This window comes from Methanosarcina barkeri 3 (genome assembly GCF_000970305.1).
GTDB classification, from domain to species: domain Archaea; phylum Halobacteriota; class Methanosarcinia; order Methanosarcinales; family Methanosarcinaceae; genus Methanosarcina; species Methanosarcina barkeri_A.
The window spans coordinates 2,513,699-2,529,938 of the sequence record NZ_CP009517.1; the positions used below are offsets into that span (position 1 = coordinate 2,513,699).

Annotated in this window: 14 protein-coding genes; 10 read left to right on the top strand and 4 right to left on the bottom strand. The window is 41.0% G+C overall.

Annotated elements, in window-relative coordinates; translation table 11 throughout:
* The first annotated feature begins 945 nt into the window (after positions 1-945).
* Positions 946-3,192: an S-layer protein domain-containing protein gene (locus MSBR3_RS10075; RefSeq protein ID WP_048107918.1), complete on the top strand. Its 2,247-nt coding sequence runs from the start codon at positions 946-948 to the stop codon at positions 3,190-3,192.
* Here MSBR3_RS10075 and MSBR3_RS20260 read toward each other — a convergent pair.
* The 3 genes from MSBR3_RS20260 to MSBR3_RS10090 form a co-directional block, all read right to left on the bottom strand.
* Complete coding sequence (locus MSBR3_RS20260; RefSeq protein WP_048107920.1) at positions 3,176-3,418, bottom strand: hypothetical protein; 243 nt, start codon at positions 3,416-3,418, stop codon at positions 3,176-3,178. The two genes, MSBR3_RS10075 and MSBR3_RS20260, sit on opposite strands and share 17 nt — an antisense overlap.
* A 109-nt stretch (positions 3,419-3,527) precedes the next feature.
* The gene (locus tag MSBR3_RS10085; protein ID WP_048107922.1) at positions 3,528-4,247 is read right to left on the bottom strand and encodes a DUF1614 domain-containing protein; all 720 of its coding nucleotides are present in this window, start codon (positions 4,245-4,247) and stop codon (positions 3,528-3,530) included.
* Positions 4,248-4,606: 359 nt separating this feature from the next.
* Positions 4,607-5,482, bottom strand: a complete 876-nt coding sequence (locus MSBR3_RS10090; RefSeq protein WP_048107924.1) for a DNA integrity scanning protein DisA nucleotide-binding domain protein — start codon at positions 5,480-5,482, stop codon at positions 4,607-4,609.
* 417 nt (positions 5,483-5,899) lie between these two features.
* Here MSBR3_RS10090 and thpR point away from each other — a divergent pair, with 417 nt between their 5' ends.
* The 3 genes from thpR to MSBR3_RS10105 all read left to right on the top strand — a co-directional run bounded on the left by thpR (position 5,900) and on the right by MSBR3_RS10105 (position 8,293).
* Complete coding sequence (thpR, locus tag MSBR3_RS10095; protein ID WP_048107925.1) at positions 5,900-6,445, top strand: RNA 2',3'-cyclic phosphodiesterase; 546 nt, start codon at positions 5,900-5,902, stop codon at positions 6,443-6,445.
* A 209-nt stretch (positions 6,446-6,654) separates the two neighbouring features.
* Positions 6,655-7,659 carry a replication factor C small subunit gene (locus MSBR3_RS10100; RefSeq protein ID WP_048107926.1) on the top strand — a complete coding sequence of 335 codons (1,005 nt, stop codon included), beginning with the start codon at positions 6,655-6,657 and terminating at the stop codon, positions 7,657-7,659.
* Positions 7,660-7,780: 121 nt separating this feature from the next.
* A complete protein-coding gene (locus MSBR3_RS10105) occupies positions 7,781-8,293 on the top strand; it encodes a COG2426 family protein (RefSeq protein WP_048107927.1) in 513 nt (170 codons plus the stop codon).
* 264 nt (positions 8,294-8,557) lie between these two features.
* Here the strand turns inward: MSBR3_RS10105 and MSBR3_RS10110 are convergent, their stop codons facing one another.
* The gene (locus MSBR3_RS10110; RefSeq protein WP_394297727.1) at positions 8,558-8,797 is read right to left on the bottom strand and encodes a histone family protein; all 240 of its coding nucleotides are present in this window, start codon (positions 8,795-8,797) and stop codon (positions 8,558-8,560) included.
* 295 nt (positions 8,798-9,092) lie between these two features.
* Between MSBR3_RS10110 and MSBR3_RS10115 the strand changes: the two genes are divergently transcribed.
* The 6 genes from MSBR3_RS10115 (at position 9,093) to MSBR3_RS10140 (ending at position 15,994) form a co-directional block, all read left to right on the top strand.
* A complete protein-coding gene (locus tag MSBR3_RS10115; RefSeq protein ID WP_048107928.1) occupies positions 9,093-9,374 on the top strand; it encodes a hypothetical protein in 282 nt (93 codons plus the stop codon).
* Positions 9,375-9,570: 196 nt separating this feature from the next.
* Positions 9,571-10,527, top strand: coding sequence for a class I SAM-dependent methyltransferase (locus MSBR3_RS10120; RefSeq protein WP_048107931.1), 957 nt, complete (start codon positions 9,571-9,573; stop codon positions 10,525-10,527).
* A gap of 514 nt (positions 10,528-11,041) precedes the next feature.
* Positions 11,042-12,763 carry a sodium-extruding oxaloacetate decarboxylase subunit alpha gene (gene oadA, locus MSBR3_RS10125; protein ID WP_048110323.1) on the top strand — a complete coding sequence of 574 codons (1,722 nt, stop codon included), beginning with the start codon at positions 11,042-11,044 and terminating at the stop codon, positions 12,761-12,763.
* Between the two features lie 21 nt (positions 12,764-12,784).
* Positions 12,785-14,266 (top strand): acetyl-CoA carboxylase biotin carboxylase subunit, encoded by a 1,482-nt coding sequence (locus MSBR3_RS10130; protein WP_048107933.1) that lies wholly within the window; start codon positions 12,785-12,787, stop codon positions 14,264-14,266.
* A gap of 110 nt (positions 14,267-14,376) precedes the next feature.
* Positions 14,377-15,354, top strand: a complete 978-nt coding sequence (locus tag MSBR3_RS10135; RefSeq protein ID WP_048107935.1) for a biotin--[acetyl-CoA-carboxylase] ligase — start codon at positions 14,377-14,379, stop codon at positions 15,352-15,354.
* Complete coding sequence (locus tag MSBR3_RS10140) at positions 15,338-15,994, top strand: S-layer protein domain-containing protein (protein WP_048107936.1); 657 nt, start codon at positions 15,338-15,340, stop codon at positions 15,992-15,994. The genes MSBR3_RS10135 and MSBR3_RS10140 overlap by 17 nt, the downstream gene beginning before the upstream one ends.
* The last annotated feature ends 246 nt before the right edge of the window (positions 15,995-16,240 follow it).

Here is a 16,240-nt window from a genome sequence, read left to right on the forward strand (position 1 = left end):
AAAAGGATTGCAGGGTAGTTTTTGGTCAATCCTTTTTTAAAAACTTTGCAGGTCTGCTTCGTTTTAGGATGACAGGTTGAGTTAATCAGACGGACTATCTTGTTTTTATTATTACATTTTTTCTTACTTTCCGACCCAGTGCTCTCATGGTTCTGTCAGGTCTATGAGGACTACTAATTCCCCCAGCTACTGTTGGGTCTATAAAAACTTCAACTTTTGTAGACTTGAAACAATTCTAAATACAAAATTATTTATAGTATTATTAGGAAATAGGATTCCGTATTCCTTTAAACGCATTAAATAAGCCTAAGATAGAGGAAAGTCAGTTGATTAATAAAACGGTAGGAAAGTCAGTTGATTAATAAAACGGTAGAGAAGAAGCTTTCAAATCAAATTTTACACCTTTGTTCGAGAGTGGCATGCTTTTAACTTCTGACGAAATTTATGGGATATTTGAGGGCAGTTTGAGAGAAATCTAAGGGAGATTTAAGAGAAATCTAAGGGAGATTTAAGAGAAATCTAAGGGAGATTTAAGAGAAATCTAAGGGAGATTTAAGAGAAATCTAAGGGAAATTTAAGAGAAATCTAAGGGAAATTTAAGGGAAGTTTAAGGGAAATTTAAGGGAAATTTAAGGGAAATTCATACAACACCAATCAAAAAACTCATCCTAAAACCAGGTTTCTTCTCAAATATAAGTTTTATAACTGCATTCCGTGACAAAAAGCTCGATTGATGGTTTAAAAGTTTCATTGCCCAGTAAAGGGCTGCATTTGAGGTTTGAGAAATCGATTTAAAGTTTCGGAATGAATTATTTAGTAAAATTTATTAACTACTTCGAATTATTTGTTGTTACTTTTTATATAATAAATATTACTACAATTGATATTTTCTTGCTTATTGTGTTTAAGTATATGGTAACAAATGAAAAAGAGTGATAATCCTTTATGAGACCCTATATTCAAAGGACTTTGATTTCCTTGCTTGTTTCGCTTACGGTTTGTTTGCTGATCATTCCTTCGGGTTTTGCAGCTCCAGCGCCAGTTATCTCTGGTTTTCCCCTCGATACAAACGAAACCTTATCCGATGGTTTCTGCTGGAATGCGACCACTTTTGGCGGCTTTAACTATCCTGTAAACAAACACAAGGACTTTGTAGCGTCTGAAAACTGGTGGGGCGAACGCCTTCAATATATCGAAAAAGACGGACAGGATGAACTTGGCAAAAATCACCCCGGAAACCATGTAATAGGTGAAGATGAACTTGTATATACCACCCATCCTTTCTCTAACAAATATGAACTTGTTTCCGACCTTGAACTGACCGCCAATACAACTCCTAAGGAACTTGGCGGGATGTTCTACTATAAGCTCCCCTTGTTTGGAAAACCGTATGTTACCGTTGGAAATGACTCTACCCGGCTTGCAAATCTTGTAATGTCTCAGAAATCTGACGATAAGGAAACATTAAAGGCCGGGGATTCCTGGGACCTTGGGAGTAATTATTCTCTGGTAGTTAACCAGGTTGATGTAGATGGCGAAAAGGTATGGTTTTCACTGGATAAAGATGGGAAAGAAGTTGAGTCCGGAATTGTAAACACAAATGGAAATGTTGCTGATAAAACCTTTACTGCAACTGCGGATTTCGGAGGTAAGAAAGACCAGCTTTACTTTATAACCTATGTAGATTCCGTATTCACAAGTGCTACCGATTCCTTTGCAGTCTTTAAGTATACCTGGCTCATTGATAAAGATAAAGTAATGGTCATCGAAAACGGAGACGAATACGAGGGATTTGAGGTAAAGGAAGCTTCTGAAAACGAAATTGTCCTTAAGAACTCAGATTCCATCACCTTAAACCTTGACAAAGATAAAAAGAACTACTTTACCGATTCCTGGTATTTCCAGACCTCAGACGAAGGAAAAGGGAGCACTTCTTCTGAAGGATATATTATCTATCCGGCAAAAGAGCTTAACAGCTCTGGAAACTATACCTTGAGAGGTTTGCCTTTTGACACTAACGAAACCTTATCCGACGGTTTCAGCTGGAATGCAACCACTTTTGGCGGTTTTAACTATCCTGTGAACAAACACAAGGACTTTGTAGCGTCTGAAAACTGGTGGGGTGAACGCCTTCAATATATCGAAAAAGACGGACAGGATGAACTTGGCAAAAATCACCCCGGAAACCATGTAATAGGTGAAGATGAACTTGTATATACCACCCGTCCTTTCTCCAGCAAGTATGAACTTGTTTCCGACCTTGGACTGAATGCCAATACAACTCCTAAGGAACTTGGCGGGATGTTCTACTATAAGCTTCCCTTGTTTGGAAGAACAGATGTCACCGTTGGAAACGACTCCACCCGGCTTGCAAACCTTGTAATGTCTCAGAAATCTGACGATAAGGAAACATTAAAGGCCGGGGATTCCTGGGACCTTGGGAGTAATTATTCTCTGGTAGTTAACCAGGTTGATGTAGATGGCGAAAAGGTATGGTTTTCACTGGATAAAGATGGGAAAGAAGTTGAGTCCGGAATTGTAAACACAAATGGAAATGTTGCTGATAAAACCTTTACTGCAACTGCGGATTTCGGAGGTAAGAAAGGCCAGCTTTACTTTATAACCTATGTAGATTCCGTATTCACAAGTGCTACCGATTCCTTTGCAGTCTTTAAGTATACCTGGCTCATTGATAAAGATAAAGTAATGGTCATCGAAAACGGAGACGAATACCAGGGATTTGAAGTAAAGGAAGCTTCTGAAAACGAAATTGTCCTTAAGAACTCAGATTCCATCACCTTAAACCTTGACAAAGATAAAAAGAACTACTTTACCGATTCCTGGTACTTCCAGACCTCAGACGAAGGAAAAGGGAGCACTTCTCCTGAAGGATATGTTATCTATCCCGCAACCGACGTTACTGTAGAGGACAAAACCGTTTCAGGTGTCAATAAATCTAAAAAAGCCTCGAATGATCCTGCCTCGAATGAATCCATCTCGAATGAGTCTGCATCTTCTACACCCTCTGCTCCTCTTCTCGAGAGTCAGGCTGACGATCCAAAAGATATCAACAGTAGTCTTCCTGATGAAAAAGCCGAAACATCAACCTCCGCAAAAACTTCTGGGTTCGAGTTGCTCGCAGCGGTTCTCGGAATAACTTTTTGTCAGTACTTTATCAAAAGGAGAGGTTAAGAGAAATATCTTGAGAGTTATAATTAAAAATGATTAATTTTCTTCCATTTTCCTCTCTTGTTTCTCTTTTTCTTTTCTCTTTTTTTCTTCCCTTTTTCTTTTCTCTTTTTTCTTCCCTTTTTCTTTTCTCTTTCTTTCTACCCTTTTTCTTTTCCTTTTTCCTTTTCAGTTCATTTTCTTTTACATTTTTATCCCTATTTTTAGCCTTATACTGTTTTCTAATCACCGTTAGCCAGTGTTGAGTAAACAGCAGAATATCATATAAAATCGAGTGCAATCATTTGGAATAATTGATTCCCTAATGACTCAACATAGTCCTGTTAACTGATTTTTTGTTAGATCAGAAGAAGAGCAATGAATCCGCTCAGGAAGATTCCGTCAAAGGTTCCTGCCCCTCCTATGCTTGCAACCGGAGCACCAAGGTTCTTAATTTTTCCCAGGTTAAGAAGATCGGCTCCAATAAGGGTTCCGAGTACTCCTCCTGCATAAGCAGTGACAACGCGGCATTGGTCAATTGGACAATCCGGGATATGGATTATCGACGTCAGCAAAATCGCAGCAAGGGCAGCTGCAAGGGGTGGAACCAGCGCCGGTGTTGCAATACCTATTCCACGAATTGGTTTTGCTACGGAATGAGTTATGATTGTAACTATTAAAATGCCGGCTCCTGCAAGCAGGAGGGAAGAAGGGAATTTCATAAGAAGGTAAGCTGAAATTAGAATTGGAATAATCGCTCCTCCTACATTCACAGCAATTGTTGTTTCGTTTCTTATAACACGCCTGAACGGAACCCTGTAAGATACGCCAAAAACACGGACATATGTATCTCTAACTACCGGAGCATCGGATCTAAGGGTTGCCAGAGGAATATTAATGCTACTTCCGAGGAGGGACAGTAAAAGGATAAGGAGCGCATCCTCTATAGAGAAGCCAATCTTCATAAAGGCGGAAACAACTATTCCAAAAAAAAGAAAACCAAGCCCGAAAATTAGAATAAAGATTAAAAGAAGAAGGAATGTAAGGCTAAAAGGAATGTAAAAAAGTTGCCTTCTCATGGAATCGCCCCGCTTTCTTTATTTTCCCGCATATTTAGAAATATACTTTCTTTATTTATGAGTTTATGTGCTATCCCTCTCTTTATATGTTTAAGTGAAGACTTTGTCTTAAAAAGTAAGCAATTCAACACTTAGGGGATAACTCAACACTTTGAGGATAACTCAACACTTTGAGGATAACTCAACACTTTGAGGATAACTCAACACTTTGGGGATAACTTCAATACTTAGAGGATAACTCAACACTTTGAGGATAACTCAACACTTTGGGGATAACTTCAATACTTAGAGGATAACTCAACACTTAGAGAATATAATTAAAATTTCTAATCCTGTGTAAAAAGTTCTGATTTTCAGGATTAGATATATCTTACAGCAGGCTTCAGGCATTCCATGCAGATTATTTCTTTCGCGTCTTTATATACCCTTAAAATTCCTCCAGACTCGGATACCGTAACCGCGATCGCAACCGTATCTCTGCTAATTGCGGCTGCTGAAACATGCCTGCCTCCCAGTCCTTTCTCTATATCCACATTTTTCGCATCAACGTCAAGGTAGCGACCTGCGGCCTGGATTATTCCGTTTTCGTCTACCACAAAAACTCCGTCAAGCTGGGAAAATTCCTTTATGGACTCCCAGTTTCTTTTGTCAAGGATATTCCGGTAAATTTCATCGTGGCCTGCGTAAGGGTTCAATATTAGCTGGTGAGAACGTTTCAGAACCTCTTCGGAATCGCCTATTATAAAGGCAGCTCCTATTTTTTTGCCTTCCCTGCCTGTCAGGACAATATCAAAAGAAATTTTCATAATTGCACTCATTACTTCAGACCTTATCCTTTCCTGGCATTCCTTCATGGCCTTTATAAGTGGATTTTCGTCGATATTATGTACAATAATCGAACTGGAGCTGCGGGTTTCGACCACACCTACTATAATCCCTTTCTCCAGTTTTCCAAGCACGTATTCTATGGCAGCAGCTTGCTGAAGATGATCAGAGTTGCTTGCAGCTTCGCGGTTTATCTGGTCTCCGAGTTCCTTTAGAGGATTTTTTCCATCTTTTCCAGTGGAAACAAGGTGGTCTATTATGCTTTTAGGACGCATGGAGATGTAGTAGACCGGAATTCCCCCAGTTTCGATCCCTTCAAAACTCAACTCTCCGGAAACCATAATTGCGGCAGCATCAAGTTCTCTGGAAATACGGGCTGCCGTCTCTGCAATTATACGTGCTCTATTCATATGATCCACCGCTTTTTATTTGTGCAGCAACCGATTTGCGGTTCCACTTTTTATTTTAAGTTATCGTTTTTTGAACTCACTTTATTTTCTTAAATCAGGATTATTATTTTTTAACTTAGCGTTTTTTCCAGGCTAAAACTCTTGTCCTCAGGTTAACATTGAGGCCAACTTTATAAATACTTAAGCTTATTTCCTTCTCTGTACTTATATCTTATATATTATAATTGCCCTGTAATCCCTTTGATCTGTCCTTTTTTCTTCCTGTTCTTTTTCATTGCTGCCTTTTTCATATTTTTTTAAAAAAGTTTGTGGAGGGTTTACAATTCCTTTGAAAAAGTATCTAAATTCAGTTTTACCAGACGATAATTAATAGGAAGATTTTTCTGGTTCGCTTTTCAATTAATATTGGTGAATGCTTTGATCAGGACATTTATAGCAGTGGAACTAAATCCAGGTTTTGCGGAGAAAATTCGAGAGCTTCAGTCCAGATTTTCCGGTTTTGATCTGAAGTTTGTTGATCCTGAGCTCATTCACATAACTCTAAAGTTCCTGGGGAATGTGGACGAATCAAAAATTTCCTCACTCTCTGCAGCTCTGGATTCCATTACGTGTGAGCCTTTCGAAGCAAAAATAGGGGAACTTGGAGTTTTTCCCAAACCTTCGAATCCCAGAGTCCTCTGGCTTGGTTCAACTGGAAATTTCAGGGCGTTACATGACAACATAGAAAAGTTGCTGGAGCCTTTTAAATTCGAAAAAGATGACAAGGAATTTACTGCCCATGCTACTCTTGCCAGGGTAAAATACCTCAAGAAAGATCAGAAAACGGCATTTATAAACACAGTAAAGGAATTAAAGGATACCGAAATCGGCACTATGTGCGTAAACAAAGTACTTTTAAAGAAAAGTACACTGACTCCGAAAGGGCCAATCTATGAAACTCTGCATACTGTCCACATGGACTGATCTCTGTTATTGTTTTTCTTTAACCTTTCTACTTTAAAGTCGCCATTTCTCTTCTCTTGTTATCTTTTATTCCGAGCTTTCTATACATTTATATATTGGTTGTATCCTGGCTGTAACGCACAAACTTTATTTTGAAATGCAGTTAAACATACAACTCAGAACATTCAAAAGTTTAAATATAATCTTCTCTAAATATGGTGCAAGCATGAATGGAGGACTCTACGATTAAAGAAGAGATCTGGATTGAGAAGTATAGGCCTGTGAGGCTAGACCAGGTGGTGGGGCAGGAAGAAACAATAGAACGTCTGAAGTCCTATGTTGCAACGAAAAATCTTCCCCATCTGTTGTTTTCCGGGCCACCGGGAGTCGGGAAAACCGCTTCTGCCGTCTCGATTGCAAGAGAAATTTTCGGGGAAGACCTGTGGCGTGAAAACTTTACCGAACTTAATGCGTCGGATGAAAGAGGCATTGACGTTGTCCGGACAAAAATTAAAAACTTTGCAAAAACTGCCTCTATTGGAGGAGCCGAATTCAAGATTATCTTCCTTGATGAGGCTGATGCGCTGACCTCAGATGCCCAATCTGCGCTCAGGCGGACAATGGAGCGTTTTAGCAATAACTGCCGGTTTATTCTGTCCTGCAATTACTCTTCCAGGATTATCGAACCTATCCAGTCCCGCTGTGCAGTCTTCAGGTTCAGGCGACTTTCCGATGAGGCTATCAGGAAACGCCTTGAATACATAGCTAAAGATCAGGGGCTGTCCGTTACTGAAGACGGATATGAAGCTCTTATTTACGTAGCTCAGGGAGATATGAGAAAAGCCGTAAATTCTCTCCAGGCTGCTGCTTTCGTTGAGCCGGATAAGCCTATATCCAGGGAAACCATCTATAGGACTACAGCAACTGCAAATCCGGAGGATATCCGAAATTTGATAGAAACTGCCCTAAGTGGGAATTTCAGGGCTGCTAGAAAAGAACTTAACAGGCTGCTCTATGAAGAGGGGCTCTCCGGAGAAGACATAGTTGGACAGATTTACAGGGCAATCTCCGAAATGGATAACCGGATGATTCTGGACCTTGGGCTCTCTGAAAAGCGCATTGTCGAACTCGTGGATATAATAGGTGAGACTGATTTCAGGCTAACTGAAGGAGCGACTGAAAAGATCCAGCTCGAAGCTTTACTCGCGCATTTTGCGCTTTCTAACCCGGATTAAGAGTTTTGATGACTCGGAATAAGGCTTCTCTCCACCTCAGGTCTCTCAAGAACGGTTGAAAGGGCTTGAATTTGGCCTTTTTTAAATATAATCATGCGGAATTTATAAATCCTTGATTACCATGTCTGTTGAAATAACATTAGTAGAAATGTTGGGGTCTGTTCCCCACTGGCTTGCAGTTTTGATTATGGGAGCTATACCTGTCTCCGAACTGAGAGGGGCAATCCCTATTGCAATGGGTATCTATGGAATGGACCCCTTCGAAGCCTTCTTCTTCTCAGTGCTTGGAAATCTCCTTCCTGTGATCCCCCTTCTGCTCTTTCTTGAGCCGGTCTCGAATTATCTAAGACGTTATTCAGTCTTTGATACTTTCTTCACATGGCTCTTCTCAAAGACTCGCCGGAACCATACAGAGAGTTTTGAAAAATACGGACTCCTTGCACTGACCATATTCGTAGCTATACCCCTGCCGGTTACCGGAGCCTGGTCTGGCTGTGCAGCGGCATTTGTCTTCGGAGTCAAGTTCAGGCACGCTTTGCCTGCAATTGCTGCAGGGGTGGTGATAGCAGGAATTATAGTAACTGCCGTTACTGTAACGGGTTTAGGTCTTTTTGACATGATTCTGGGAGCATAATTTCCTTCTGCTCAAAGATTTACTCTATAAGATCTCTAGTCGTAGCAAATCTGGAAACCGACAATTTATAATTAAATCATACATAAAAATATGGGAACTGGCAATATATAATTTAATCACACATAAAAGTCTGGAAACTGACAATATATAATTTAATCACACGTAAAAATAAGAAAATGCTGGGTACCAGCATTTTATTTTCTGTTTTACCCTGTAAAGCAAGAAGCCATTGGTAAATAGCATTAAAAAGTAGTAAGTCTTAACTTACAGCATTTCTTTTGCTAATTTTATGTCTTCAGCTTTTACAGTTTTTCTGCCTGCGTGTTCTGCAAGTTTTATTGCTTCTCTTGAAATCTCAAGTCCATATTCTTCCAGAATTTCCGTAAGGGCCATTCCCGCACTCTCACTAACTCTATGAGCGCCTGCGGTTCTTATTAAACGCTCAATTGGTGCAAATGGTATTACTTTTGCCATATTATCCTCCAATCTTCTTTGTTTGTTAATATATATCCTTATAACTCCTGATTTTGTAATCAGATTCTATAAATAACTTTGCTTATATTGGGGTTTTTACGTCCTTTCCAGCTTTTAATACCTTTTTCTTCTTTATTTCACTTTCCAGAGCCTTATCATTTGTTTTTATTTATACTCTGAATTTCGCTTCGGACCCTGTATTCGTTTTGCTCTCTTCTCTCACTCAAAAAGACTGATATATACGAGTTCTGCTTAGTGAGTACAGAAAATTGAAAATTTACTGAAGTTATAAAATATCCCAATTTCACTGGCGCTTTCGGAAGAGTTGCGGCTCTCCAGCCCGAGTTCCGTCACCCGAGTCCCGTCTCGGGAGGACGGGGCCCTTTTCGCTCACTTCGTTCGCTCAAGAGGGCTGAATTATAATGAAAACACTGAAACCCTAGTTCCGTCTCGGGAGGACGGGGCCCTTTTCGCTCACTTCGTTCGCTCAAGAGGGCTGAATTATAATGAAAACACTGAAACCCTAGTTCCGTCTCGGGAGGACGGGGCCCTTTTCGCTCACTTCGTTCGCTCAGGAGGGCTGAATTATATGAAGATTCTGAGTTGAGGCAAGGGAGAAGATTTAAGTGAATTTCGTCTCGTCCAAATTTCGTTTCGGGAGTAAGCTGAATATTTCGCTCACATAATAGCAATCAAATGAGTTTTTTGGCAGGTATGGAGTTTACGGTTATTGGGTAGGAGTAAATACAGTGTAGATCTCTTTTTCGAAATATTGATATGAGATCATCCGAATCTAAACGGATATGCTTTTACAGGAACTCCTTGGCATTAGTGAAGACATTTATTTTGTAGAGGAAAGCTATCTCGCCCAGAGGACTATTGAGCGTACACTTGACTATCTTAACGGAGTCAGGAGGTTTGCAGAGACAGGGAAGGTGAGGCTCCTGAGAGTTCATGAAGGTGAGCACACACTCGGGCTTTTTCTTTTTAATTCTGCAGACGAAGAAGTCTCTGTAGATTTCTGGTCGGTTTTTACGGGAGCTCTTGCAGAAGCTCGCTCAAAAAAGGATTTTGAGATCCTTGTAGATCCTCTTCTTACATTTAATCCTCCTGAAAGAGAGGTTGAAGTTTCTTCGGAAATATGGCGAGATGCCGTCAATGAGTACTACTCGCTTATGCTTGTAAACAGGAACCTTTGCCTGGGTTGCGCGGTCAAACCCGAGTCTTATGGGAGTGTTTTTTCTGAAAATCGTGTACGAAGGGTTGAAGAAATCTTCGATATTCTTCAAAAAAAGGGGATTTTTCCTGAAGGCAGGCTTCTTGAAGTCTGCTGTGGAAACGGGATGTCTACACTTGCTCTCTACAGGCTCGGACTTAATCCGCTGGCTGTAGAGATTAACAAATGTACAGTCTGCCAGGGGCTTGAACAGGGAGTTTTAAACCCTCAAAGAACGGTTGTAATGGATGCAACGGCTCTTTCCAGATATTTTGAGCCCGGAAGCTTTGATGGTGTGATGGGGTTTATGCTGGGGCTTGTCTATGAATTTAATAAAGATATCTGGGTAAATATTATGAAAGAGGTGGTCTCGGTTTCAAATGAAGGCGCTCTCATGCTTTTTACAGTTAGCAGCAAGCCTGAGGCTGAAATTCTTGCTGGAGCTCTACTCAGAGCAGGAGTTAAAGGTGAGATCGTAGATAATACCGATTCCGAAGGGACTTACGATCAGTGGCTCTTTATAGGAGAAAAACAAAAAGCTTAATCTGGAAGCTGTAAACTCAAGGGAATTGCTATTTTTCAGTTCAGACAAGTATATTTTTTATTTCCAGTTCTCTAAAAATTTTAATTTTCTATTTTCTAACCCATAAATTTTCAGATAAAGCTTATAATTGTATCAGGAACCTGGAACTTTTTTAAAACTACCCTTCTAATGTTAACAGGCGAAAAGTATATACTTGTTAACAATTGTATATTAAAGAATTCTTATCAATGAAGATATATTAAGTACTTCATTTAAGTCAGTAATATTGATTTCCTCCGATTGCGGTTCCGGAATGTCAGTCAAATATAAATGAAAAACCCCTCTTTCCGGTAAAAGAGTAGAAAATTGTATTAAAACTGCAATATGAGGGCTTATGTACTTTACTCAAACGGATCAAAATCTTAACCCTGATAATTCCGGAATATCAAATGAAACCCTCCGGAATGACTGTTCAAAGTTTGCTATAAGGAATAGTAAATCCGGTTATTTTGATTCGATTTTAAGAGGTTCATCCATGAGTGTAAAAATTACCGAAACCATCCTCCGAGATGCACATCAATCTCTCCTGGCAACCAGAATGAGGACAAGAGATATGCTCGAAGTGGTTGAACAACTGGACCAGATAGGGTATTTCTCCCTTGAAATTTGGGGAGGTGCCACCTTTGACAGCTGTATCCGCTACCTTAACGAAGATCCCTGGCAGCGCCTGAAGGATATCAAGAAAGAAATGAAAGACACCTACGCTCAGATGTTGCTTAGGGGCCAGAACCTTGTAGGGTACAGGCACTATTCGGATGACGTGGTCGAGAAATTCGTTACTAAATCCTACCAGAATGGAATTGACATTTTCCGGATATTTGACGCTGTCAATGATATCCGGAACATGGAATTCTCTATCAAAGTGGCAAAAGGTCTTGGTGCGCACGTACAGGGTACGGTCTGCTACACCATAAGTCCGGTACATACCGTTGAGAAATATGTTGAACTTGCAAAACAGCTTGAAGAACTGGAGTGCGATTCCATCTGTATCAAAGATATGGCAGGTCTTCTTTCCCCAAATGATGCCGCACATATAATAAGTGCCATGAAAAAAGAAATCTCAATTCCGATTTCTCTACACTGCCACTGCACTTCTGGAATGGCTCCAATGAGCTATATGGCAGCCTGTGAGGCAGGAATCGATATTCTGGACACTGCACTTTCTCCCCTTGCCTGGGGAACTTCTCAGCCTCCAACCGAAACAGTAGTAGCCGCTCTCAAAGGCACTCCTTATGATACCGGGCTGGATCTGAATGCTTTTAAAGAAGCAGTTAAATATTTCAAAACATTAAAAGAAAAATACCGGGGCATACTCGATCCTATTACCGAACAGATCGACACTAACGTGCTCATTTACCAGATCCCGGGCGGAATGCTCTCTAACCTTGTATCTCAACTAAAAGAACAGAACGCTCTTGACAAATATGATGCGGTACTTGCTGAAATGCCCAGGGTTAGAGAGGAGCTTGGATATCCGCCTCTTGTCACTCCTACAAGCCAGATCGTGGGCACTCAATCAGTTCTTAACGTGCTCATGGGCGAACGCTACAAAGTTATTCCTAAAGAAGTAAAAGATTACGTTCGCGGTCTTTACGGGCGCCCTCCTGCTCCAATAAGCCCGGAAATAATAGGCAAGATAATCGGGGACGAAGAGCCTATTCACTGCCGTCCTGCCAATCTCCTTAAACCTGAATATGAGAAAAGGAAGAAGGAAGCCGAAGAAATAGGTATTGCTAAATCTGAAGAAGATATACTTACCTATATTCTCTATCCGGCTATCGCTCCCAAGTTCCTGAAGGGAGAAATGGAAGAAGAAGCTCTAGCAGTAGTTGCATCTGCACCTGCAGTCCAGCAGGAACACAAAGTCCCAACTCATTTCAAGGTCGAAGTGGATGACGAAATCTATGAGGTCAGGATCGAACCTCTCGGCGGGGAAGTATCCATATCTGAAGCTTCTCCCAAAAAGCCGAGTGTAGAGTCCGTTAAAGGAGCTGTGAGCGTTTCAATGCAGGGCATGGTTCTCTCTCTTAAGGTCAAGGTCGAGGATACTGTTGCAGAAGGTGACACGATTGCTGTTATCGAAGCTATGAAAATGGAAAACGCTGTTCATGCCGCCCATTCAGGCATTGTAAGAGAGATTTTTGTTTCCGAAGGGGACACTGTATCTCCTGGCGACATAATCATGTCAATCGAATAATATAGTGAGGTGGAAGGCATTATGTTCAAAAAAGTACTCATTGCAAACCGCGGTGAGATTGCAATCAGGGTTATGCGTGCCTGCCGCGAACTTGGAATTTCCACGGTTGCGGTCTGTTCAGAAGCTGATAAAAATGCCCTTTTTGCCAAGTATGCAGATGAGGCCTACCTGATAGGCCCGGCCCCTTCCAGCCAGAGCTATCTGAATATGGAGGCTATTCTTGCAGTTGCAAAAAGCACGGGAGCTGAAGCAATTCATCCGGGTTATGGCTTCCTCTCCGAAAACCCTGTCTTTGCAAAACGCTGTGAGGAAGAAGGAATTGTTTTCATAGGTCCTCCAAGCCATGTGATTGCCGAGATGGGAAGTAAGATCAGAGCCAGAAACCTTATGATGAAGGCTGGCGTTCCTGTTGTGCCTGGGACGAAAGATGCGGTTGAAGACCCTGTTGAGGCTGTAAAAATTGCAGAAGAGATCGGCTATCCTGTTTTGATTAAAGCTTCGGCAGGCGGCGGCGGAATTGGAATGAAAGTGGTTGATTCCAGCGATGAACTTGCTGCTGCACTCAGCTCTACCAGGCAAATGGCTGGCTCAGCTTTTGGTGATTCCTCAGTTTTCATTGAAAAGTATGTAGAGGAACCCAGGCACATAGAGATTCAGATTCTGGCAGACGGATATGGAAACACAATTTATCTCTCAGATAGGGAATGCTCCATTCAAAGAAGGCATCAGAAACTTATTGAAGAAGCGCCTTCCCCTATCATGACTCCTGAACTAAGGGCCCAGATGGGAGAAGCCGCGGTCAGGGTAGCAAAGACAATTGGTTATGTAAATGCAGGGACAGTGGAGTTTCTTTATTCAAAGGGCAACTTCTATTTCCTTGAAGTCAATACTCGCTTGCAGGTCGAACACGGAATAACTGAGATGGTTACAGGTGTTGATATTGTAAGAGAGCAACTCAGGATAGCCTGGGGAGAAAAGCTTGAATTTAATCAGGAAGATATCATTATTGACGGGCATTCTATTGAGTGCAGGATCAATGCAGAAGATCCGTTAAATGATTTTGCTCCTTCCCCCGGAAAAATCCGTGGATACCGGTCAGCAGGTGGGCCTGGAGTTCGAGTGGACAGTGGAGTACATACAGGTTATACCATTTCACCTTACTACGATTCAATGATTTCGAAACTTTGTGTCTGGGCAAAGACAAGAGACGTAGCGATTGCCAGGATGGAAAGGGCGCTTTACGAGTATGTGGTCGTTGGAGTAAAAACTAATATCCCCTTTCATAAAGCGGTTATGCGCAACCCTGCTTTCCGCAGAGGCGACCTTACAACGGCTTTTATTGAAGACCATAATATTCTGGAAGCCGTTGAAGAGGTTGTCAAAGCAGATGCTGAAAAAGGAGCTACTCTGGCTTCGGCTCTTCAAGCAAAAGACAAAAAAGTTGCGGCTATTACAGCTGCCGTGCACGCCTATGTGAGCATGGCACAGAATACACAGCGATGACATGTATCCTCCTTGTAAACAGGAATAGGATTCAGGTCAGTTTGATGTAAAACGATTTAGACTAAAAAAATATATACGGTGTAACGCATACATCTGTATGGGGTACGAGGATGGGAGATAAAAGATCTCGAATTATCAAGGCACTTAAAGATGCACAGGAAAGTCCTGTTTCCGGAGAGGAATTGGGGCTTAAGTTAGGGATCTCAAGGACAATGGTCTGGAAATATATCAAGTCCCTTCAGGCTGATGGTTATGAGATAGAATCATCCCCGAAAAGGGGATATGTCCTGAAATCCGTACCTCAACTTCTGTACCCGGAAGAAATCCAGATGGGGCTTAAAACAACTCTTCTAGGTAAAAAAATCCACTATTTCGAAGAGGTAACTTCTACAAACAGTATTGCAAAAGAAATCGCGGTATCGGAAGAAGAAGGCACGCTTGTAATTGCCGAAGTGCAGAAAGGAGGCAGGGGTCGGATGGGCAGAGAATGGGTCTCACCTCATGGTGGGATCTGGATATCTGTGATACTGAAACCCGGAATCCCTCTAAGGCATGCCTCAAGGCTAACTCTGGTTGCAGGGCTTGCAGTTGCAAACGTTATTCGCAATATCGGCCTTGATGCACGTATTAAATGGCCAAATGATGTCCGTATTAACGGGAAGAAAGTCTGTGGAATTCTTACCGAAGCAAAGGCCGAAGTGGATAGGGTAGATTATGTTGTGCTGGGAATAGGAATTAATGTAAACATGGATTTGAAAGATATCCCTGAATCTTTCCGTGCAGGCTCTACAACTTTGAAAGCCGAACTTGGAACGCATATAAAAAGGGTTTCGTTCCTGCAAGATTTCCTTTTTGAACTTGAGCAACAGTATATACTCTTTAAGACCCAGCCTTTCTCACACATTCTCAATGACTGGCTTGCTCTCTCCGACACCATAGGAAGAGAAGTAAAGGTCACGACGCCCTCACGAATTATAGAAGGCAAAGCCGTAGGAGTAACCCCGGACGGAGCTCTCGTAATAAGAAAAGCTGACGATACTAAAGAAGAAATCATTGCAGGCAGATGCATTTATGCGCGTTCCAGATGAAAAGAGAAGAAAGGAAATTAAGGGGATAAACCTTGTTTCCATGTTTTCTTTTTTCCTTCTTATTTCCTTATGCTTCTCAGTCTTTTACTCGATATCACCTGCTTTAGCTGCTGCTGATAAAGAAAAGAAACTTTCCATTATTCCTGCCGATAAATCCAGTCTTTCCATTATTGCTATCAATGGAGAGGAGATTTATATCAGGTCAGGGTATTCCCATGACTTTTTACAGGATTATCAACTTTACGTAAAAGGTGCGGATACCGAAGGCAAAAGAATCTGGATTGAACTTAGTAGAAACGGAGTTCCCCTTCAGGATGATATCGTTACTGAAGGTTCTCAGTTTGTATATTCTCAGAACTCTACCGAAATTCTTAACCTTACCGTAGATACGATATACGAAGGAGCTGACGGGGTACTTGTAAAATTTTCACCTGTGTACCAGTATATTGATCCCAAGCTTCCTATACCTCAAACACCGACTGAATCTATTGACAACTCTTCGAACAATAATACTTCCTCTTCCGCCGACCCAGAATTGGAAACTCAAGCTAAAGGTTTTGATATGCCTCTCTTCCTCCTTGGAATGGGAGCCATGCTTCTGGTAACAGGTTTCTTTGCAGGAAAAGTAAGGAGAAAATAAAGTTGACTTTATAGGAAAACTGGTTTAAGAAAAATCGATTTACTAAATAACAAAGGATTTCAATCCAGCAGTAAAATAAAAATATTTAAATAGAGTAAATGGAAAGTCATTTTTGTAGATACAAATAAAAATACTAAATAGAGTAAATGGAATAAAAATATTTAAATAGAGTAAATGGAAGGTCAATTTTTATAGATATAAAGAAAAAGTCATTTTTTTGTATAATATAAAGGAAAAATTATTTAA

Bases quoted from the DNA above. Each gene is read 5' to 3' on its own strand.
- MSBR3_RS10120 (WP_048107931.1), top strand. From the start codon at position 9,571: ATGCTTTTACAGGAACTCCTTGGCATTAGTGAAGACATTTATTTTGTA.
- MSBR3_RS10085 (WP_048107922.1), bottom strand. From the start codon at position 4,247: ATGAGAAGGCAACTTTTTTACATTCCTTTTAGCCTTACATTCCTTCTT.
- MSBR3_RS10100 (WP_048107926.1), top strand. From the start codon at position 6,655: ATGGAGGACTCTACGATTAAAGAAGAGATCTGGATTGAGAAGTATAGG.
- MSBR3_RS10075 (WP_048107918.1), top strand. From the start codon at position 946: ATGAGACCCTATATTCAAAGGACTTTGATTTCCTTGCTTGTTTCGCTT.
- MSBR3_RS10140 (WP_048107936.1), top strand. From the start codon at position 15,338: ATGCGCGTTCCAGATGAAAAGAGAAGAAAGGAAATTAAGGGGATAAAC.
- oadA (WP_048110323.1), top strand. From the start codon at position 11,042: ATGAGTGTAAAAATTACCGAAACCATCCTCCGAGATGCACATCAATCT.
- MSBR3_RS10135 (WP_048107935.1), top strand. From the start codon at position 14,377: ATGGGAGATAAAAGATCTCGAATTATCAAGGCACTTAAAGATGCACAG.
- MSBR3_RS10105 (WP_048107927.1), top strand. From the start codon at position 7,781: ATGTCTGTTGAAATAACATTAGTAGAAATGTTGGGGTCTGTTCCCCAC.
- MSBR3_RS10130 (WP_048107933.1), top strand. From the start codon at position 12,785: ATGTTCAAAAAAGTACTCATTGCAAACCGCGGTGAGATTGCAATCAGG.
- MSBR3_RS10090 (WP_048107924.1), bottom strand. From the start codon at position 5,482: ATGAATAGAGCACGTATAATTGCAGAGACGGCAGCCCGTATTTCCAGA.